This is a genomic window from Pseudomonas sp. 05N434 (assembly GCF_056396965.1).
This window is the reverse complement of record NZ_JBFTMK010000074.1, coordinates 12,287-31,744: the sequence shown is the minus strand read 5'-3', so window position 1 is coordinate 31,744 and position 19,458 is coordinate 12,287. Positions and strand designations below refer to the sequence as shown.

Annotated in this window: 19 protein-coding genes; 15 read left to right on the top strand and 4 right to left on the bottom strand. The window is 60.8% G+C overall.

Annotated elements, in window-relative coordinates; all coding sequences use genetic code 11:
* Positions 1-3: 3 nt before the first annotated feature.
* The gene (locus tag AC1DLB_RS07605) at positions 4-369 is read right to left on the bottom strand and encodes a YkgJ family cysteine cluster protein (protein ID WP_018926887.1); all 366 of its coding nucleotides are present in this window, start codon (positions 367-369) and stop codon (positions 4-6) included.
* Positions 370-631: 262 nt separating this feature from the next.
* On the opposite strand from AC1DLB_RS07605, the gene AC1DLB_RS07600 reads away from it, so the two are divergent.
* On the top strand, positions 632-1,999 hold the full coding sequence (locus tag AC1DLB_RS07600) for a spinster family MFS transporter (protein ID WP_477743416.1): 1,368 nt from the start codon (positions 632-634) through the stop codon (positions 1,997-1,999).
* Positions 2,000-2,111: 112 nt separating this feature from the next.
* Here the strand turns inward: AC1DLB_RS07600 and rapA are convergent, their stop codons facing one another.
* Positions 2,112-4,958 carry an RNA polymerase-associated protein RapA gene (rapA, locus tag AC1DLB_RS07595; protein ID WP_477784824.1) on the bottom strand — a complete coding sequence of 949 codons (2,847 nt, stop codon included), beginning with the start codon at positions 4,956-4,958 and terminating at the stop codon, positions 2,112-2,114.
* Positions 4,959-5,187: 229 nt separating this feature from the next.
* On the opposite strand from rapA, the gene AC1DLB_RS07590 reads away from it, so the two are divergent.
* Together AC1DLB_RS07590 and AC1DLB_RS07585 are read left to right on the top strand one after the other, a co-directional pair.
* Complete coding sequence (locus tag AC1DLB_RS07590) at positions 5,188-5,529, top strand: hypothetical protein (RefSeq protein WP_018926883.1); 342 nt, start codon at positions 5,188-5,190, stop codon at positions 5,527-5,529.
* A gap of 104 nt (positions 5,530-5,633) precedes the next feature.
* The gene (locus AC1DLB_RS07585; protein ID WP_007935839.1) at positions 5,634-5,795 is read left to right on the top strand and encodes a hypothetical protein; all 162 of its coding nucleotides are present in this window, start codon (positions 5,634-5,636) and stop codon (positions 5,793-5,795) included.
* Between the two features lie 296 nt (positions 5,796-6,091).
* Here AC1DLB_RS07585 and AC1DLB_RS07580 read toward each other — a convergent pair whose 3' ends face one another.
* Positions 6,092-7,567, bottom strand: coding sequence for an inorganic phosphate transporter (locus tag AC1DLB_RS07580; RefSeq protein ID WP_018926881.1), 1,476 nt, complete (start codon positions 7,565-7,567; stop codon positions 6,092-6,094).
* A gap of 377 nt (positions 7,568-7,944) precedes the next feature.
* A complete protein-coding gene (locus AC1DLB_RS07575) occupies positions 7,945-8,145 on the bottom strand; it encodes a hypothetical protein (RefSeq protein ID WP_018926880.1) in 201 nt (66 codons plus the stop codon).
* 210 nt (positions 8,146-8,355) lie between these two features.
* Here AC1DLB_RS07575 and AC1DLB_RS07570 point away from each other — a divergent pair, with 210 nt between their 5' ends.
* The 12 genes from AC1DLB_RS07570 to pcaC all read left to right on the top strand — a co-directional run bounded on the left by AC1DLB_RS07570 (position 8,356) and on the right by pcaC (position 19,398).
* Positions 8,356-8,565: a hypothetical protein gene (locus tag AC1DLB_RS07570; protein WP_477784823.1), complete on the top strand. Its 210-nt coding sequence runs from the start codon at positions 8,356-8,358 to the stop codon at positions 8,563-8,565.
* An 82-nt stretch (positions 8,566-8,647) separates the two neighbouring features.
* The gene (gene pcaR / locus AC1DLB_RS07565) at positions 8,648-9,490 is read left to right on the top strand and encodes a pca regulon transcriptional regulator PcaR (protein WP_007935836.1); all 843 of its coding nucleotides are present in this window, start codon (positions 8,648-8,650) and stop codon (positions 9,488-9,490) included.
* A 288-nt stretch (positions 9,491-9,778) separates the two neighbouring features.
* Positions 9,779-10,864 carry an MFS transporter gene (locus AC1DLB_RS07560; protein WP_477784822.1) on the top strand — a complete coding sequence of 362 codons (1,086 nt, stop codon included), beginning with the start codon at positions 9,779-9,781 and terminating at the stop codon, positions 10,862-10,864.
* A gap of 220 nt (positions 10,865-11,084) precedes the next feature.
* Complete coding sequence (locus AC1DLB_RS07555; RefSeq protein WP_018926877.1) at positions 11,085-11,942, top strand: CoA transferase subunit A; 858 nt, start codon at positions 11,085-11,087, stop codon at positions 11,940-11,942.
* Positions 11,942-12,721 carry a CoA-transferase subunit beta gene (locus tag AC1DLB_RS07550; protein ID WP_018926876.1) on the top strand — a complete coding sequence of 260 codons (780 nt, stop codon included), beginning with the start codon at positions 11,942-11,944 and terminating at the stop codon, positions 12,719-12,721. Before AC1DLB_RS07555 ends, AC1DLB_RS07550 begins: the two co-directional genes overlap by 1 nt.
* On the top strand, positions 12,718-13,923 hold the full coding sequence (pcaF, locus tag AC1DLB_RS07545) for a 3-oxoadipyl-CoA thiolase (protein ID WP_173861175.1): 1,206 nt from the start codon (positions 12,718-12,720) through the stop codon (positions 13,921-13,923). Before AC1DLB_RS07550 ends, pcaF begins: the two co-directional genes overlap by 4 nt.
* A gap of 37 nt (positions 13,924-13,960) precedes the next feature.
* Positions 13,961-14,665 carry a protocatechuate 3,4-dioxygenase subunit beta gene (pcaH, locus tag AC1DLB_RS07540; RefSeq protein ID WP_258612607.1) on the top strand — a complete coding sequence of 235 codons (705 nt, stop codon included), beginning with the start codon at positions 13,961-13,963 and terminating at the stop codon, positions 14,663-14,665.
* A 1-nt stretch (position 14,666) separates the two neighbouring features.
* Complete coding sequence (gene pcaG / locus AC1DLB_RS07535) at positions 14,667-15,233, top strand: protocatechuate 3,4-dioxygenase subunit alpha (RefSeq protein ID WP_477743365.1); 567 nt, start codon at positions 14,667-14,669, stop codon at positions 15,231-15,233.
* A gap of 238 nt (positions 15,234-15,471) precedes the next feature.
* Positions 15,472-16,767: an MFS family transporter gene (locus AC1DLB_RS07530; RefSeq protein WP_477750289.1), complete on the top strand. Its 1,296-nt coding sequence runs from the start codon at positions 15,472-15,474 to the stop codon at positions 16,765-16,767.
* 45 nt (positions 16,768-16,812) lie between these two features.
* Positions 16,813-18,177 carry a 3-carboxy-cis,cis-muconate cycloisomerase gene (locus AC1DLB_RS07525; protein WP_064619881.1) on the top strand — a complete coding sequence of 455 codons (1,365 nt, stop codon included), beginning with the start codon at positions 16,813-16,815 and terminating at the stop codon, positions 18,175-18,177.
* An 11-nt stretch (positions 18,178-18,188) separates the two neighbouring features.
* Entirely contained in the window at positions 18,189-18,995 is an 807-nt protein-coding gene (pcaD, locus tag AC1DLB_RS07520) for a 3-oxoadipate enol-lactonase (protein WP_477784821.1), read from the top strand.
* A 10-nt stretch (positions 18,996-19,005) separates the two neighbouring features.
* The gene (pcaC, locus tag AC1DLB_RS07515; RefSeq protein WP_477784820.1) at positions 19,006-19,398 is read left to right on the top strand and encodes a 4-carboxymuconolactone decarboxylase; all 393 of its coding nucleotides are present in this window, start codon (positions 19,006-19,008) and stop codon (positions 19,396-19,398) included.
* The last annotated feature ends 60 nt before the right edge of the window (positions 19,399-19,458 follow it).

The following is a 19,458-nucleotide window of genomic DNA, read 5'->3' as shown; positions in this document are numbered from 1 at the left end:
GCCTTAGGCGATCTGCTCAAAAGGCGTTTCGAATTCAGGCTGCAGGGCGGGCAGCCCGAACGCGGCCCTTGCCGCATCGCAATCCACGTTCGCCTCGCCATTGGCCCAAGAGGCGTCGAACTCCCGACAAGTGCTGGAGCGCTGATCATAAATCGAGCACTGCACGGTGCTGCCCACTTCACCCACCAGACCGACACAGCGAACAGGTTTGCAGTCTGTGCCCAGCATGGCCACCCGGCTGGGGCTGATGGACGTGACCAGTTCGTCAGGCACCGTGCCCCCGGCCGAGGTGCATTCACCCCAGAAAAAAGACACGCGGAAATGAGAACAGCAGGCACCGCAATTCAGACACGGACTGGCTTCGGACATGGGCAATGATCAAAGGAGGAATGGGAACGGGGTGGGCAGACAAGGCCGCTATTCTAGGCTTCGCCATGCCGTTGGGAAGGGGGGCGCAGAGGTATTTTTCCAGTCTGCGACTGATGGTGAAAAACCTGGCTTCCTGACAGCACTGATCCCACAGGTTGTGCGTGGCGCCATGGGCTGATATCAGCCTTGCGAATAATGACAGACAGCCCTGACGGGCCTGACTAGATTGGAGGTTCCGGGGACAGTGACGGCCCCAACAACAATAAAAAGAGACGGACCCATGCAGAACTCGACCCAAGCGGCGAATGCCTGGCGCATTCTGTTCCTGTTGTTCCTGGCCAACCTGTTCAACTTCTTCGATCGCACCATTCCGGCGATCATCATCGAGCCGATCCGCATGGAATGGCACCTCAGCGACTTTCAGCTGGGGATCATCGGGACTGCATTCACCATCGTTTACGCCATTGCCGGCCTGCCTCTGGGGCGATTGGCCGATACTGGCTCGCGCAGCAAACTGATGGGCTGGGGCCTGGCGGCATGGAGCGGGCTGACTGCGGTCAACGGGTTGGTGGGCAGTTTCTGGAGTTTCCTGATCGTGCGGATGGGCATCGGCATCGGTGAAGCCAGTTACGCGCCGGCTGCCAACTCGCTGATCGGCGACTTGTTCCCGGCGCATCGTCGGGCGCGGGCCATGGGCATTTTCATGCTCGGCTTGCCGCTGGGCCTGCTGCTGGCGTTCTTCACCATTGGTGCGATGGTGAAGGCGTTCGACAGCTGGCGTGCGCCGTTCTTTATCGCGGCGGTGCCGGGGTTGATCCTGGCGGTCTTCATGTTCTTCATCAAAGAGCCGAAACGTGGCGCGGCGGAAAGCGTGCAGGTTTCACAGGAGCGTGTGGACCGGCCGATCCGTCGAGTGCTGGCGGTGCCGACTTTTCTGTGGCTGGTGATGGCGGGGCTTTGTTTCAACTTCGCCACCTATGCCTGCAACTCGTTTCTGGTGCCGATGTTGCAGCGTTATTTTCTGATGCCGTTACAGGACGCGGCGGTGGCGACCGGGGTGATCGTCGGAGTGACCGGGTTGTTCGGCCTGACATTAGGCGGATGGATTGCCGACAAGATTCACCAGCGGGTGGCCAACGGGCGACTGCTGTTCGCCGCGTTCAGCCTGATCATTTCGACGTTGTGCACGGCTTGGGCGCTGCATGCCGGGCGGATCGAGATCGGGGTATTTGTCGCGGTATTCAGCCTGGGGTGGTTATTCGCCTACAACTTCTACACCTGCGTGTACACGGCGATTCAGGACGTGGTCGAACCACGCCTGCGGGCGACGGCGATGGCGTTGTTCTTTGCCGGGTTGTATCTGTTGGGCGGTGGTTTGGGGCCGGTGGTGGTGGGCGGTCTGTCCGATCACTTCGCCCATACCGCGATGCTCTCGGCGGGTGCCGAGCAGATGACCGAGGCATTCAAGGCTGTCGGCCTGCATGACGCGATGTACCTGATCCCGGTGGCGCTGTTTTTCACCATGATGTTTCTGTTTTTGGCATCGCGGTGTTTTGTGCGGGATGCCAAGCGGATGAAAGAAGGGTTGGTGGCGGTGGTTGAGCCAAAGGGTGCTGCGGTCACAGCCTGAGGATTGATCGTTCCCACGCTCTGCGTGGGAATGATCGGCGGGCGGGACAAGGCAAACAAAAAGGCCCGCATCGCTGCGGGCCTTTTCATTTTTGGCGATGGAGCAGGGCGGTTTAGCCCGCTACCAACACCCGAATCGCTTCCAGTCGCAATGCCGCTTTGTCGAGCATGGCCAGGCCTTGCTCGCGCTGCTTGCGCAGGGCAACCAGTTCGCTGTCGCGCACGGTCGGGTTGACCGCTTGCAAGGCGGTCAGGCGCGCCAGTTCTTCGTCGGTATCGGCCGCCAGGCGACGTTGTGCCTCGGCCACGCGCTCGGCGTGACGCGGGGTGATCTTCTCTTCGCCGGCGTTGATCCGTGGCGTCAGCTGGTCGCGCTGGGCCTGGATGAACTTGTTGGCGCTGGCGCGGGGCACGCTTTCCAGTTGATCGTTCAGGGTTTCGAACGACACCCGGGCCGACAGGTCATTGCCATTGGCGTCGAGCAGGCAGCGCAGGGCGGCCGGCGGCAGGTAACGGCCCAGTTGCAGCGAACGCGGGGCAACCACTTCGCTGACGTAGAGCAGTTCCAGCAACACGGTGCCCGGTTTCAGCGCCTTGTTCTTGATCAGCGCCACGGCGGTGTTGCCCATCGAGCCGGACAACACCAGGTCCATGCCACCCTGAACCATCGGGTGTTCCCAGGTGATGAACTGCATGTCTTCACGAGACAGCGCCTGGTTGCGGTCGTAGGTGATGGTCACGCCTTCGTCGTCGCCCAGCGGGAAGCTGGCGTCGAGCATTTTTTCGCTGGGCTTGAGGATCAGCGCGTTTTCCGAATGGTCTTCGCTGTCGATGCCGAAGGCGTCGAACAGGGTTTCCATGTAGATCGGCAGGGCGAACTGATCGTCCTGTTCGAGAATCGCTTCGACCAGCGCATCGCCTTCACCCGCGCCGCCGGAGTTGAGTTCCAGCAAGCGGTCGCGACCGGTGTGCAGTTCGTCTTCCAGACGCTCACGCTCGGCGCGGGCCTCGTCGATCAGTGCTTTCCACTCGCCATCGTCGGTCTCTTCCAGCAGCGGCAGCAGGCGCGGGCCGAACTGATGCTGCAAGGCGTTGCCGGTCGGGCAGGTGTTGAGGAATGCGTTCAGCGCTTCGTGGTACCACTGGAACAGCCGCTCTTGCGGGCTGGTTTCCAGGTACGGCACGTGCAGTTCGATGACGTGCTTCTGGCCGATCCGGTCGAGACGACCGATACGTTGCTCCAGCAGGTCCGGGTGCGACGGCAGGTCGAACAGCACCAGATGGTGCGAGAACTGGAAGTTACGGCCTTCACTGCCGATTTCCGAGCAGATCAGCACCTGGGCGCCAAATTCTTCATCGGCGAAGTAGGCGGCGGCGCGGTCACGCTCAAGGATGTTCATGCCTTCGTGGAACACCGTGGCCGGAATGCCGGAACGCACGCGCAGGGCGTCTTCCAGGTCCATGGCTGTTTCGGCGTGGGCACAGATCACCAGCACTTTGGTGCGCTTGAGCATTTTCAGGGTGTCGATCAGCCACTCGACGCGCGGGTCGAATTTCCACCAGCGTTCTTCTTCGTTGGCGTCCGGCTGGGACTGGAAGCTGACTTCCGGGTACAGCTCGRYGTGWTCGCCCARCGGCAGTTCGAGGTATTCGKCCGGGCACGGCAGCGGGTACGGGTGCAGTTTGCGYTCCGGGAARCCYTGCACGGCGGCGCGGGTATTACGGAACAGCACGCGGCCAGTGCCATGGCGGTCCAGCAGTTCGCGGACCAGACGGGCGCAGGCTTCGGTATCGCCATCGTTGACTGCGCTCAGCAGGGCTTCGCCTTCGTTACCGAGGAAGCCGTGAATGGTCTTGTGCGCTTCAGGCGACAGGCGCCCTTTGTCCAGCAACTCCTGAACGGCTTCGGCCACCGGGCGATAGTTTTCGCTCTCGGCGCGGAAGGCATGCAGGTCATGGAAACGATTCGGGTCGAGCAGGCGCAGACGGGCGAAGTGGCTGTCCTGGCCCAGTTGTTCCGGGGTTGCGGTCAGCAGCAATACGCCCGGGATCGTTTCAGCAAGCTGCTCCACCAGGGAGTACTCAGGGCTGACCTGGTCTTCGTGCCACACCAGGTGGTGCGCTTCGTCGACCACCATCAAATCCCAGCCGGCGGCGAACAGCGCGTCCTGGGCTTTCTCGTCTTCCACCAGCCATTCGAGCGCCACCAGGGCAAGCTGGGTGTCTTCGAACGGGTTGGTGGCATCGCTTTCGATGAAGCGTTCTTCATCGAACAGTGCAACTTGCAGGTTGAAGCGGCGGCGCATCTCCACCAGCCACTGGTGCTGGAGGTTTTCCGGCACCAGGATCAGCACGCGGTTGGCGCGGCCCGAGAGCAGTTGGCGATGGATCACCAGACCGGCTTCGATGGTCTTGCCCAGGCCCACTTCATCGGCCAGCAGAACCCGCGGCGCAATGCGGTCGGCGACTTCACGGGCGATGTGCAACTGGTGCGCGATCGGTTGCGCGCGCACACCGCCCAGGCCCCAGAGCGACGATTGCAACTGGCGGCTGGTGTGTTCCAGGGTGTGATAACGCAGGGAGAACCAGGCCAGCGGGTCGATCTGGCCGGCGAACAGACGGTCGCTCGCCAGTCGGAACTGAATGAAGTTCGACAGTTGGGTTTCCGGCAGGGTGACCACTTCGTTCTGCCCATTGAGGCCGTGGTAGACCAGCAGGCCGTCAATGTCGTCGACTTCCTGTACGGTCAGTTTCCAGCCCTCGAAGTGAGTAATCGAGTCACCCGGCGAAAACCGCACGCGGGTGAGGGGCGCATTCCGTAGCGCATACTGGCGAGTGTCGCCAGTGGCCGGGTAGAGCACGGTCAACAAGCGGCCGTCCTGTGCCAGAACGGTGCCTAAACCCAGCTCGGCTTCGCTGTCACTGATCCAGCGTTGCCCCGGTTGATACTGCTGCGCCATGCTGCCTGACTCCCACCTTGAAAAAGCGGGCTATCTTAACGGAATGAGCCTTCAGGGCCAAAGGATTACTCAATAGGAGCTACCGAAGGTTGCAATCTTTTGATCTTCAAGTCCTGAAAAGATCGCAGCCTTCGGCAGCTCCTGTCTGTGCGTTGGGTCACAAGTTTTCGACCGATGGCTCAAGTCGCCATCCCCGCAGCCGACAGCCTGCTGACAGGAGACCAAAAATATGCTGCCACCGATGCTCCCCTTGAGCGCCGTGCCGATCACTTCACAGCAGGATCCGATCCGCCAGCGCCCGGATATTCCCCCCGTGGTGTCGGTGCAGGAAAGCTCCAATGAAAGCACCATCGACCTGCAAAACCGCGACCCGGAAGAGGCGGGCCTGCAGCTGCGCGAGGAGCAGCGTCGGCAACAGGAACGGGAGCGGCGCCGTCGCGAGGCCGATGAGGATCCTGAAGAGCATTTGGCGATCCCCGGTAATGAGCTCAATGCCGACAATACCGTGCCGGTGGTGCCGTTGATGGAGAGTCAGCCACGTCAGGGGTTGTGGGTCGATATCGAGATCTGAAGTGTCGGAGACTGGTCAGCGCCCGCGCCAGACCGCATTATTGGCGCAATCCTGTCGCCTTTAGCCGGCAGCTGAATTCATTTCCAAGCGATGCACTGAACGCCATGAGCCAAGATGACAAGCTGATCGACCTCAATTCTGAACGTGCCAAACGGGTTCATGACCTTAATGAAAAGCGCCTGAACGAAGTGCGCCAGGCATTTGAGCAGGCCATGCCGTTGGGTAAAGCGAAGAAAAAGCCGAAGAACAAACCGAAAAAGCGTTGAAACACCCTGCATCCGTTGATGCAGGTCAGTTATTTCCCTTCCTTTACGCCCAGTCTCGGGCGGCATTGATCCCGGTCAATTTTCTCTCCTGCCCGATTGGTTAACTTAGCCCCATCGCAACAGACGCAAGGCATTTTGGGCGACTTTGGTCGCCCTTTTTTTTTGTGCGATCGAAAGGGACGCGGAGCGTCCCGGGCTGCATTCCCACGCAGAGTGTGGGAACGATCTAATACCGAAATGCGGGCAATAAAAAAGGCGCGAACCTCACGGAACGCGCCTTTTTCAGTAGCGGTGTATCAGCTACCCAGTGCCTTGGAGGCCAGCCAGAACAGGCCGGCCGACAGGGCTACGGTGGCTGGCAGGGTCAGGACCCAGGCCAGCAGGATGGTTCTGACAGTACCACCTTGCAGGCCGCTTTTGTTCGCGACCATGGTGCCGGCCACGCCTGAGGACAGGACGTGGGTAGTGGAGACGGGCAGGCTGAAGATGTTGGCCAGGCCGATCATGCTCGCGGTGGTGATCTGCGCCGACATGCCTTGGGCATAGGTCATGCCTTGCTTGCCGATTTTCTCGCCGATGGTCAGTACCACGCGCTTCCAGCCGACCATGGTACCCAGGCCGAGGGCCAGTGCGACCGCCAGAATCACCCAGAACGGGGCGTATTCAGTGGTGGTGGTCAGGTCCTTGCGCAGTTTGTCCAGGTCAGCCTTCTCACGGGCAGCGAGGCCAGGCAGCTTGCTGACTTTCTTCGCCGTGTCGTCCAGGCAGAGCAGGTAACGACGCACTTCGATGCGGCTTTCCGCCGGCAGCGAGTGGTAGTCAGCTACACCCTTGAGGGTGTCGAGCAGGGCGGCGATGGTCGGTTCGGTCTGTTGCGGGTTGCAACGGAATTTCTCCGGCAGATCACCTTCCACGCTTTTGCCCAGGGCCAGGAATTCACCCAGCGTATCGGCATTGCGCTTGTAGAACTGGCTCAGGTGCAGGGTCGCATCGCGCGTCCGTTCGATCTGGTAGGTGGTGCTGCCCAGGTCGAGTACGAACTGCGCCGGGACGATACCGATCAGCACCAGCATGATCAGGCCGATACCTTTCTGGCCATCGTTCGAGCCGTGCACGAAGCTGACCGCCATGGCCGAAATCACCAGTACCAGACGGTTCCAGAACGGCGGGTGTTTCTTGTCGTCGATCTTGCGGCGCTGTTCCGGTGTCTTGTGCATCTTGGATAGCGGACGCCACCATTTAAGGCCGATCAGCACCAGGGCGGCAACGAGGAAGCCGGCCATCGGCGAGAACACCAGGGACGCGCCGATGTCGATCGCTTTCTGCCAGTTCACGCCGTCGGCCAACGGAATGTCGTTGATCAGGGCGTTGGCCAGGCCGACACCGAGGATCGAACCGATAAGCGTATGGGAACTGGAGGCCGGAATACCGAAGTACCAGGTGCCCAGGTTCCAGGTGATGGCGGCGGCGAGTAACGAGAACACCATGGCCAGCCCGTGACCGGTGTTCACATTGATCAACAGTTCTACCGGCAGCAGATGGACGATGGCATACGCCACCCCCACACCGCCCAGCAGCACGCCGAGGAAGTTGAACACACCGGAAAAGAACACCGCCAGATGAGGCGGCATGGCTTTGGTGTAGATAACAGTGGCCACCGCGTTTGCGGTGTCATGAAAGCCGTTGATGAACTCGAAGGCGAGGACAAAGGCCAGGGCGAGCAAGAGGCTCACAAGCACCCAAGCATCCAGTCCGCTGAATAAATCGATCATGAAGGTTTTCTGACCCGTTCGTAAGGGGGCGCGATTATGCCAGAAAAGACTGATAATCGATGCACTTGCTGCTCATCGGTTACATTCTTCAATGAATTAGTGGGTGGCAATCCCCTGAATCCCAGGGTTTTTCAGAGGCCTACAAGTCATTGAATTCGCTTGGAAAGGCAGCTGCCACAAGGGTTTCTCTCGTTGGGACGAGAGGCTTGAACGCTTGTGTGAAATATCTGAGAAGAAGGTCAGGCAAGAGCCGTTTGCCTCATCGAATGGATGAGGAAGCCGCTGCCCGCTTGTAGCGGGCGCGAAAAGCACCATCGATACAACCCGTTTTTAACGGGTGCAGACGCAGGCTCTTGAAAGGATTCAAGTCGAGGCGGTCATGGCTCTTCGGCTTTGAGTTCCTTTTCCATCTTCTGCAATTCCTGGGTGAAGGCCTGATCCTGAACGGTGGCGCGTTTACGCCAGGGTTTGCGTTCGGGTTCGGGCTGAGCGGCGTAGGTGGTGATTTCCCCGCCGTAAACTTCCTTGTAACGTTGTTCCTGGCGCTCAAGTTCCGCGCGCAGTTCGTCTTTCGTCACAGTGCTACCTAATTGAGTTGAGATTAATTCTGGTGAAACGCGCTGCATCGATCTATTGACCATGCTCGTCGAAAGGACAATGCCTGATACGACATCGTTCCCACGGCACAATCAATACTTCAATGTTGCAGGCGGCCACGGCACCAGAGAAAAACAGCTGACGCAGCATCAGTCTCCTGTTTCAGCGAGCGCGTTGGCGGAACATATTAAATGAGCGTCAAGCGCTTGCTGCGGACAGCGGCGATGGATATCGCGCTGCCGGCGGGCGGAATCGGTACAAAAAAACCGGTCGCCTCTGAAATGCATTATAGCGGTCGATTCGAAGAACACTATCTCTTGGCAGTTATATTGTGGGTGAGTGAAAGCAGGATGGCTGAATGCACGCAGCACGATTGCGATTATCGGTCTGTGGTTCGATAATCGCCCAATCCTGGCAGCCGCTGGCTTGTGTGTCAGACCGGGGCCGCTTGTAATAGTCGCTGATCCGTGTGGGGAACCTGATATGAACGATCAAATGCGCAATTCCTTCGCTTCAGTGGCGCCGCCGATCGTCGCCTCGCCCGCCAAGCGAATCCAGGCCCTGACCGGTGACCCGGATTTCATGACTTCCCTGGCCCGTGGCCTGGCGGTGGTGCAAGCGTTCCAGGAGCGCAAGCGGCACCTGACCATTGCACAGATCAGCCACCGCACGGAAATTCCCCGCGCCGCTGTGCGACGTTGCCTGCATACGCTGATCAAGCTCGGCTACGCCACCACCGACGGGCGCACCTATTCGCTGCTGCCCAAAGTCTTGACCCTGGGCCATGCCTATCTGTCGTCGACTCCACTGGCGGTGTCTGCCCAGCCGTACCTGGACCGCATGAGCGAGCAACTGCACGAGGCCTGCAACATGGCCACGCTGGAGGGCGATGACATTTTGTACATTGCGCGCTCGGCGACTACCCAGCGGCTGATTTCCGTCGACCTCTCGGTGGGTGGGCGCTTGCCGGCCTATTGCACCTCCATGGGCCGGATTCTGCTCGCCGCGCTGGACGACACGTCGCTGCGCGAATACCTCGACCATGCAGACTTGCAAGCCAAGACCAGTCGCACCCTGCATACCCCCGAAGCCTTGCTCGAATGCCTTCAAGAAGTACGGCGACAAGGCTGGTGCATCGTCGATCAGGAGCTGGAGCAAGGCCTGCGCTCGATTGCCGTGCCGGTGTATGACGCTTCTGGCCAGGTAGTGGCGGCGCTGAACGTCAGCACCCATGCCGGCCGGGTCAGCCGCAGCGAGCTGGAGCAACGTTTCCTGCCAGGTCTGTTGAGTGCCAGCCGCGACTTGAGTGCGCAGCTGTTCGCCTAAGCTGTTCGATAAACGCACAGAGTCGCGTTTATCGAATTGACGCTGTTTCTCTCGGATCATTAATGTCGCGGCAGCGTCATCCGGCGCTGCTGGCCTTCAGCCGGTTACCGGACGACGACCCAATAATAATGAGAAGAGGCATCGTCATGTGCACGTTTCCCCACTGTCGCTGTTCCCACCGGCTTAGCTGCCGAAACCGGATCGCCTGATCCCGACCTTCTTTTCTTGTGACAGCGTCAGCCTCGGCTGGCACTTGTTCGACTGCGTTCTTTGCGTGGAATAAAAATAATGAACCAGCCTCAGTCTGCTGTAGGGAACTGCCTCGACGTGCAGTCCTTCATCAACGCTCAACCCATTTCGCGCTACCAATGGCGGGTGGTGATCCTGTGTTTCCTGATTGTCTTCCTCGATGGCCTCGACACCGCGGCCATGGGGTTTATCGCGCCGGCATTGTCCCAGGACTGGGGCATCGATCGTGCCAGCCTCGGCCCGGTGATGAGTGCGGCACTGATCGGCATGGTCTTTGGCGCCTTGGGTTCCGGGCCGTTGGCTGACCGCTTCGGGCGAAAAGTCGTACTGGTAGGCGCGGTGTTGTTGTTCGGTGCGTTCAGCCTGGCATCGGCTTACAGTACCAATGTCGATCAACTGCTGGTGCTGCGTTTCCTCACCGGCCTGGGCCTGGGCGCCGGCATGCCGAACGCGACCACGCTGCACCCAGCGCTGGTGGCCCAGGCTTCGAGCTTCAGCGTGCCGGAACAGAAAACCGTGAAGGCACGCAATGTGTTCGCGGTGATCTTCTCCGGCACTTACAGCACCGGCACATTGTTGCTGTGGCTGACGTACTTCATGGGGCTGGTGATTGTTTATCTGCTGACCAGTTGGTTGCCGACGCTGATGCGTGACAGCGGCGCGAGCATGGAGCAGGCCGCATTCATTGGTGCACTGTTCCAGCTGGGTGGGGTGTTGAGCGCAGTGGGCGTGGGTTGGGCGATGGACCGGTTCAATCCGCACAAGGTCATCGGCACTTTCTACCTGTTGGCCGGGGTGTTTGCCTACGCGGTAGGGCAGAGCCTGGGCAACATCGCCGTGCTGGCGACCCTGGTGCTGGTGGCCGGGATGTGTGTCAACGGCGCGCAATCGGCAATGCCGTCGCTGGCGGCGCGTTTTTACCCGACGCAAGGGCGGGCGACCGGTGTGTCGTGGATGCTTGGGATTGGCCGCTTCGGCGCGATCCTCGGGGCGTGGATGGGCGCGACGTTGCTGGGCCTGGGCTGGAACTTCGAGCAGGTGTTGACGGCTCTGGTGATTCCGGCCGCGTTGGCGACCACGGCGGTGGTGATCAAGGGCATGGTCAGCCATGCGGATGCGACCTGATCCGGCTTGAGAGTGATCGTTCCCACGCCGAGCGTGGGAACGATCTGAAATGCTTTTTTGGGATCGGTAGTGAGGTAACAATCTGTTCGATAAACGAACACTCAGTCGATTATCGGATTGTTTGGGTTGTTCCAGGGGCTTAATCTTCAGTCATTCCGGCGCTGCGCATCGGCGCCTTTTTCCCACACTGTCGGTTCATAACAAAACGGGAGCCTGCCCCATGGCTGAAATCCTTTCGCTGCATGACGCGGTGAAGCAGTTCGTCAACGACGGCGATACCGTCGCGCTCGAAGGCTTCACTCACCTGATTCCTACGGCGGCCGGTCACGAAATCATTCGCCAGGGCAAGAAAGATCTGACCCTGGTGCGGATGACGCCTGACCTGATCTACGACCAGTTGATCGGTGCCGGTTGTGCTCGCAAACTGATTTTCTCCTGGGGCGGCAACCCTGGCGTCGGTTCGCTGCACCGTCTGCGCGACGCAGTCGAGCGGCAGTGGCCGCATGCGCTGGAAATCGAAGAGCACAGTCACGCCGACCTTGCCAATGCCTATGTCGCGGGCGCTTCGGGCTTACCGTTCGCGGTGCTGCGAGCCTACGCCGGTTCCGACCTGCCGAAGGTCAACCCGCTGATCAAGACCGTCACGTGCCCGTTCACCGGCGAAGTGCTGGCGGCGGTGCCGTCGGTGCGCCCGGACATCACCGTGATTCACGCGCAGAAAGCCGACCGCCAAGGCAACGTGCTGCTCTGGGGCATTCTCGGGGTGCAGAAAGAAGCGGCGCTGGCGGCCAAGCGTTGCATCGTCACCGTCGAAGAAATCGTCGATGACCTCAATGCACCGATGAACGCTTGCGTGCTGCCGACCTGGGCTCTGAGCGCGGTCTGCCACGTACCGGGCGGCGCGCATCCGTCCTACGCCCACGGTTACACCGAGCGTGACAACCGCTTCTACCAGGCCTGGGACCCGATTGCCCGCGACCGTGAAACCTTCACCGCGTGGATCAACGAGTACATCCACGGCTGCGCTGACTTCAGCGAGTTCCAGGCCAAGCTGGCCGCTGCTTCGGAGGCCAAGTAATGACTTACACCACCAATGAAATGATGACCGTCGCCGCCGCCCGCCGCCTGAAAAACGGTTCGGTGTGCTTCGTTGGTATCGGCCTGCCGTCGAAAGCCGCCAACCTGGCGCGACTGACGTCCTCGCCCGATGTAGTCCTGATCTACGAATCGGGTCCGATCGGTGCCAAGCCAAGCGTACTGCCATTGTCGATCGGTGACGGCGAGCTGGCGGAAACCGCCGACACCGTCGTCCCGACCGGCGAGATTTTTCGTTACTGGCTGCAGGGCGGGCGCATTGACGTCGGCTTCCTCGGCGCCGCGCAAGTCGATCGCTTCGGCAACATCAACACCACGGTAGTCGGCGACTACCATCAGCCGAAAGTTCGCCTGCCGGGTGCAGGTGGCGCGCCGGAGATCGCCGGTTCCGCCAAGAGCGTGCTGATCATCCTCAAGCAGTCGGCGCGTTCGTTCGTCGACAAGCTCGACTTCATTACCTCGGTTGGTCATGGCGAGGGCGGTGATTCGCGCAAACGTCTCGGCCTGCCAGGCGCCGGTCCTGTCGGCATTATTACCGACCTGTGCATCATGGAACCGGAAGCCGGCACCCATGAATTCGTGGTCACCGCGCTGCACCCAGGGGTGACCCGCGAGCAAGTGATCGCGGCCACCGGTTGGCCGATTCGTTTTGCCGACGCCGTTGAAAACACTGCCGAGCCAACCGAAGTCGAGTTGACCGCGCTGCGTGATCTGGAAGCCCGCACTGCGGCGGCCCACGGCCAAGCACCCGGAGAAGCCTGATGCGCGACGTTTATATCTGTGACGCGATTCGTACCCCCATCGGCCGTTTCGGCGGTGGCCTGTCGGCGGTTCGCGCCGATGACCTGGCTGCGGTGCCGATCAAGGCGCTGATGGCGCGCAACCCGTCGGTGGACTGGAACGCGGTGGACGAGGTGTTCCTCGGTTGCGCCAACCAGGCCGGCGAAGACAACCGCAACGTGGCTCGCATGGCGTTGCTGCTGGCGGGGCTGCCGGAAACCATTCCTGGCGTCACCCTCAATCGCCTCTGCGCTTCGGGCATGGACGCTATCGGCACTGCGTTTCGGGCCATCGCCAGCGGTGAGATGGAGTTGGCGATTGCCGGTGGCGTCGAATCGATGTCCCGCGCGCCATTCGTGATGGGCAAGGCGGACGCGGCGTTTTCGCGCAACATGAAGCTGGAAGACACCACCATCGGCTGGCGATTCATCAACCCGCTGATGAAAGCCCAGTACGGCGTCGATGCCATGCCGCAAACCGCTGATAACGTGGCCGACGATTACCAGGTTTCCCGCGAGGATCAGGACGCTTTCGCACTGCGCAGTCAGCAACGGACAGCCGCCGCGCAAGCCGCAGGATTTTTCGCCGAAGAAATCGTTGAAGTGCGCATTGCCCACAAGAAGGGTGAAACAGTGGTCAGCCAGGACGAACATCCTCGCGCCGACACTACACTCGAAACCCTGGCCAAACTCAAACCGGTCAACGGCCCCGACAAAACCGTCACCGCCGGCAATGCCTCCGGTGTGAACGACGGTGCCGCAGCGCTGATTTTGGCTTCGGCCGAAGCCGTGAAGAAACACGGCCTGACCGCCCGCGCCAAAGTGCTCGGCATGGCCAGCGCCGGTGTCGCACCACGGGTGATGGGTATCGGCCCGGTGCCGGCGGTGCGTAAATTGACTGAGCGCCTGGGCGTGGCGGTCAACGATTTCGACGTGATCGAACTCAACGAAGCCTTCGCCAGCCAGGGTCTGGCGGTGCTGCGTGAACTGGGACTGGCGGATGACGCGGCCCAGGTCAACCCGAACGGTGGCGCCATTGCCTTGGGCCATCCGCTGGGCATGAGCGGTGCGCGTCTGGTGCTGACTGCACTGCATCAACTGGAAAAGACGGGCGGCAAGAAAGGCTTGGCGACCATGTGTGTCGGTGTCGGTCAGGGCCTGGCCCTGGCGATCGAACGGGTCTGACGCACAGAAGCGACTAATAAGAATTGAGGAAAGCGCAATGACTGACAAACCAGGTTACCGTCGCCCGCAGGCGGGCACTCAGCCGGAATACCTGCACCCTCCTTATCAATCCACCAACCTTCGCTCGCCGTCCAAGCCGTTGGTGTTTTTGCCTCATTCGCTGTCGGAAATCACCGGCCCGACCATCGGCGCCGAGCGTATTCAGGAGCAGGACAACGACCTGACCGCCCAGCACTCGGGCGAGCCATTGGGTGAACGGATCATCATCCACGGCCGTGTGCTGGATGAAGACGGTCTGCCGGTGCCGGGCATTCTGGTGGAGATCTGGCAGGCCAACGCCGCCGGTCGTTACAACCATGCCCGCGATCTGCACGACGCACCGATGGACCCGAACTTCACCGGTACCGGCCGCACCGTGACCGACGCCGATGGCTGGTATCAATTCCAGACCATCAAGCCTGGCGCCTACCCGTGGGGTAACCACCACAATGCCTGGCGTCCGGCGCACGTCCATTTCTCCCTGTTCGGGCCGAGCATTCTGACGCGCCTGGTGACCCAGATGTATTTCCCGGGTGACCCGTTGCTGGCTTACGACCCGATCTACAACTGCGTGCCCGATACCAGCGCCAAAGAGCGTCTGATCGCCAGTTTCGATCTGGAAAAAACCATCCCTTCCTATGCCCTCGCTTATCGTTGGGACATCGTTTTGCGCGGCCGCGACGCCACGCCGATGGAGAAATAAGATGACGCTGAACGCGACCACGTCCCATACCGTCGGACCGTACTACCACATCGGCCTGACCTGGCTGAACCGTGAAGACCTGACCGTTGAACAGACCCTCGGCGAGCGTGCGGCGATCACCGGGCAAGTCGTCGACGGCAATGGCGACTTCGTCAACGACGCCATGCTCGAAGTCTGGCAAGCCAACGCCGCTGGCAAGTACGACCACCCCGAAGACGATCAGGACAAACCCCTGGACCCGAACTTCGAAGGGTTTGGTCGGGTGCCGGTGGATGCGCAAGGGCGCTTTCGTTTTACCACGATCAAGCCGGGCACGGTGGAAGGCCTGAAGGGCACGACCCAGGCGCCGCACCTGGTGGTGCTGGTGTTTGCTCGCGGGTTGGTGAAGCACTTGCTGACGCGGATTTACTTCGATGGTGAGCCAGCCAACGTGGCGGACCCACTGCTCGAATGCGTGCCCGCCGAACGTCGTGGCACCTTGTTGGCGAAGCAGGATGCTGCGGGTGTTTATCAGTGGAATGTGATTCTGCAGGGGACGGATGCGGAAACGGTGTTCTTCGATTATTGAGTGATCGTTGTTCTTGTGGCGAGGGAGCAAGCTCCCGCTGGCTTGCGAAGCAAGCCCAAACCCGGCTGACATGATGTATCAGGCAAACCACGCCAACCGGTTTACGACTGCTTCGCAGCCGAGCGGGAGCAAGCTCCCTCGCCACAGAGATTGCATTGCTCTCAGGTCATGCATCTGCGGAACGGGACTATTGCGAAATATGTCTAGACTCTCACGGTCCCCACAGAGTGAAAAAACAATGACAACCTCCACAGCTGTCTACACCGGTGAAGAACGCAGCAAAAGAATCTTTGCGATTGTCGGCGCCTCGTCCGGCAATCTGGTCGAGTGGTTCGACTTCTACGTCTACGCCTTCTGTGCGATCTACTTTGCCCCGGCCTTTTTTCCGTCCGATAACCCCACGGTGCAGTTGGTCAACACCGCGGGCGTGTTTGCCGCCGGGTTTCTGATGCGCCCCATCGGCGGCTGGATTTTCGGTCGGCTGGCGGACAAGCACGGGCGCAAGAATTCGATGCTGATCTCGATTCTGATGATGTGCTTCGGCTCGCTGCTCATCGCTTGCCTGCCGACCTACAACAGTATCGGTGTCTGGGCGCCGATCCTGTTGCTGTTCGCGCGCTTGCTGCAGGGCTTGTCGGTGGGCGGCGAATACGGCACCACCGCGACTTACATGAGCGAAGTCGCCCTCAAGGGCCAGCGCGGGTTCTTCGCGTCGTTCCAGTACGTGACGCTGATTGGCGGACAGTTGCTGGCGGTGTCGCTGGTGGTGATCCTGCAGCAGTTCCTCAATGAGGATGAGTTGCGTGCCTACGGCTGGCGGATTCCGTTCGTGGTCGGTGCAGTGGCTGCGTTGATTTCATTGTTCCTGCGTCGTGCGCTCAAGGAAACCAGCAGTAAGGAAATGCGCGAAAGCAAGGATGCCGGCAGCATTGGTGCGCTATTCCGCGATCACAAGGCAGCCTTCATCACCGTGCTGGGTTACACCGCCGGCGGTTCGCTGATTTTCTACACCTTCACCACGTACATGCAGAAGTACCTGGTGAACACCGCTGGCATGCACGCCAAGACCGCCAGCTACATCATGACCGGTGCACTGTTCCTTTATATGTGCATGCAGCCGCTGTTCGGCATGCTCGCCGACAAGATTGGCCGGCGCAATTCGATGCTCTGGTTCGGCGCCCTCGGGACGTTGTTCACCGTACCGATCCTGTTGAGCCTGAAAAGTGTCAGCAGTCCGTTCCTGGCGTTTGTGCTGATTACCGTGGCGCTGGCGATCGTCAGTTTCTACACCTCGATCAGCGGTCYGGTGAAAGCCGAAATGTTCCCGCCAGAAGTGCGCGCCTTGGGTGTAGGCCTGGCGTATGCGGTGGCCAACGCGATCTTCGGCGGCTCGGCGGAATATGTAGCCCTGAGCCTTAAAGCCGCAGGCATGGAAAACTCGTTCTACTGGTACGTGACGGTGATGATGGCGGTGGCGTTCCTGTTCAGCCTGCGTCTGCCGAAACAGCCGAAGTATCTGGAAAACGACCTTTGATCTTTCCGCGGGGACCGTACTGGCCCTCGCCTGCAAGGACTGTTTATGAATCAGCGACCGGGCAATCAATTGTTCGATGCCTACTTCACCGCACGCGACATGCGTGAGGTGTTCTGCGATCAGGGCCGGGTTCAGGCCATGCTGGATTTCGAAGCCGCACTGGCCCGGGCCGAAGCGCGGGTTGGCCTGATTCCGCAAGCGGCTGTCGTGTCTATCGAAGCGGCCTGCCGGGCTGAGCATTATGACTTCGCCGCCCTCGGCGAGGCGATTGCCACGGCGGGCAATTCGGCGATCCCTTTGGTCAAGGCGCTGGGCAAGCAGATCGCCAAAAGCGATGCCGAAGCCGAGCGCTACGTGCATCTGGGCGCGACCAGCCAGGACGTGATGGACACGGGCCTGGTGTTGCAATTGCGCCGCGCGCTGCAACTGATCGAAGCTGATCTGGCGCAGCTGGGGGAAACCCTTGCGACCCAGGCCAAGCGATACGTCGCCACGCCGCTGGCTGGGCGCACCTGGTTGCAACACGCGACACCGGTCACCCTTGGCATGAAGATCGCCGGTTGGCTGGGCGCGGTAACCCGCAGCCGCCAGCGTCTGCTGGAACTCAAGCCGCGCCTGCTGGTGCTGCAATTCGGTGGCGCCTCCGGCACCCTCGCAGCCCTTGGCGATCAGGCGATGCCGATTGCCGAAGTCTTGGCCGCGGAACTGCAACTGACCTTGCCGGAACAACCCTGGCACACCCAGCGCGATCGTCTGGTGGAGTTCGGCGCGGTGCTTGGCTTGATCGCCGGCAGCCTCGGCAAACTCGGTCGCGACATCAGCCTGTTGATGCAGACCGAAGCTGGCGAAGTGTTCGAACCGTCGGCACCGGGCAAGGGCGGTTCCTCGACCATGCCGCACAAACGCAACCCGGTGGGCGCGGCGGTGCTGATCGGTGCGGCGACGCGGGTGCCGGGTTTGCTTTCGACTTTGTTCAGCGCGATGCCCCAGGAACACGAGCGCAGCCTGGGCCTGTGGCATGCCGAATGGGAAACCCTGCCGGAGATCTGCTGCTTGGTGTCGGGCAGCCTGCAGCAAGCGCTGTTGGTGGCCGACGGACTGGAAGTGGACGCGATGCGCATGACCCGCAACCTCGACCTGACCCAGGGCCTGGTGCTCGCCGAAGCCGTGAGCATCGTCCTGGCGCAACGGGTCGGTCGCGACACCGCGCATCATCTGCTGGAGCAATGCTGCAAGCGTGCTGTGGCCGAGCAGCGTCATCTGCGCGCGGTACTCGGCGATGAGCCGCAAGTGACCGCCGAGTTGTCGGACGCTGAACTCGATCATCTGCTGGACCCCGCCCATTACCTCGGTCAGGCCCATACCTGGGTCGAGCGAGCGGTGGCTGAACATTTTGCGTTGACTGCCTGAAGGAGACTGCTGTGGCATTCGTACAACTCGCCGATGGCGAACTGCACTACCAAATTCAAGGGCCGCAACTCGATGGACCGGTGGATGCGCCGGTACTGGTGCTGTCCAACTCACTGGGCACCGACCTGCACATGTGGGACGCGCAGATSCCGGCGTTCACCGAGCATTTYCGSGTGCTGCGTTTYGACACCCGTGGTCACGGCAAGTCATTGGTGACGCCAGGGCCGTACAGCATCGAGCAACTGGGCCGCGACGTGCTGGCGCTGCTGGATGCGTTGCACATCGAGCGCGTGCATTTCTGCGGTCTGTCCATGGGCGGGTTGATCGGCCAATGGCTGGGGATCAATGCCGGTCAGCGTTTGAACAAACTGATCGTGTGCAATACCGCGGCGAAAATCGGCGATCCATCAGTGTGGAACCCACGGATTGAAACCGTTCTGCGTGACGGCGCGGCGGCAATGGTGGCATTGCGTGATGCGTCGATTGCACGCTGGTTCACCCCGGATTTTTCCGCTGCCAATCCGGCAGCGGCGAAGCAGATCACCGACATGCTCGCGGCTACCTCGCCTGAAGGTTACGCGGCCAATTGCGCGGCGGTGCGCGATGCCGATTTCCGTGATCAGTTGTCCTCGATCAAGGCGCCGCTGCTGGTGATCGCCGGCACCGAAGATGTGGTCACACCGCCGTCTGGCGGGCATTTCATTCAGGAACATGTGCGGGGCGCCGAGTACGCCGAGTTCTACGCCGCGCACCTGTCCAATGTCCAGGCCGGCGCTGCGTTCAGCGAGCGGGTGCTGGCGTTTCTTTCAGGTCATTGAGRAATTTTTTGTGGACGAGAAACAACGTTACGACGAGGGCATGAAAGTCCGTCGCGCAGTGCTCGGTGACGCCCACGTCGACCGCAGCCTGAACGCGCTGACCGAGTTCAACTCGGAGTTCCAGGAGATGATCACCCGCCATGCCTGGGGCGACATCTGGACCCGTCCGGGCCTGCCGCGCCACACCCGCAGCCTGATCACCATCGCCATGCTGATCGGCATGAACCGCAACGAAGAACTTAAACTGCACCTGCGCGCCGCCGCCRACAATGGCGTAACCCGTGGCGAGATCAAGGAAGTGATCATGCAGAGCGCGATCTATTGCGGAATTCCGGCGGCCAACGCGACGTTCCACCTGGCCGAGTCGGTGTGGGATGAGTTGGGGGTTGAGTCGCGGGAGTGATCCGCGAAAGTTGTGTTGCTTGAGCTGACGTCTTCGCGGGCAAGCCTCGCTCCTACAGGT

Bases quoted from the DNA above. Each gene is read 5' to 3' on its own strand.
- AC1DLB_RS07605 (WP_018926887.1), bottom strand. From the start codon at position 369: ATGTCCGAAGCCAGTCCGTGTCTGAATTGCGGTGCCTGCTGTTCTCAT.
- AC1DLB_RS07590 (WP_018926883.1), top strand. From the start codon at position 5,188: ATGCTGCCACCGATGCTCCCCTTGAGCGCCGTGCCGATCACTTCACAG.
- AC1DLB_RS07585 (WP_007935839.1), top strand. From the start codon at position 5,634: ATGAGCCAAGATGACAAGCTGATCGACCTCAATTCTGAACGTGCCAAA.
- AC1DLB_RS07580 (WP_018926881.1), bottom strand. From the start codon at position 7,567: ATGATCGATTTATTCAGCGGACTGGATGCTTGGGTGCTTGTGAGCCTC.
- AC1DLB_RS07570 (WP_477784823.1), top strand. From the start codon at position 8,356: ATGAGCGTCAAGCGCTTGCTGCGGACAGCGGCGATGGATATCGCGCTG.
- pcaR (WP_007935836.1), top strand. From the start codon at position 8,648: ATGAACGATCAAATGCGCAATTCCTTCGCTTCAGTGGCGCCGCCGATC.
- AC1DLB_RS07560 (WP_477784822.1), top strand. From the start codon at position 9,779: ATGAACCAGCCTCAGTCTGCTGTAGGGAACTGCCTCGACGTGCAGTCC.
- AC1DLB_RS07555 (WP_018926877.1), top strand. From the start codon at position 11,085: ATGGCTGAAATCCTTTCGCTGCATGACGCGGTGAAGCAGTTCGTCAAC.
- AC1DLB_RS07550 (WP_018926876.1), top strand. From the start codon at position 11,942: ATGACTTACACCACCAATGAAATGATGACCGTCGCCGCCGCCCGCCGC.
- pcaH (WP_258612607.1), top strand. From the start codon at position 13,961: ATGACTGACAAACCAGGTTACCGTCGCCCGCAGGCGGGCACTCAGCCG.
- pcaG (WP_477743365.1), top strand. From the start codon at position 14,667: ATGACGCTGAACGCGACCACGTCCCATACCGTCGGACCGTACTACCAC.
- AC1DLB_RS07525 (WP_064619881.1), top strand. From the start codon at position 16,813: ATGAATCAGCGACCGGGCAATCAATTGTTCGATGCCTACTTCACCGCA.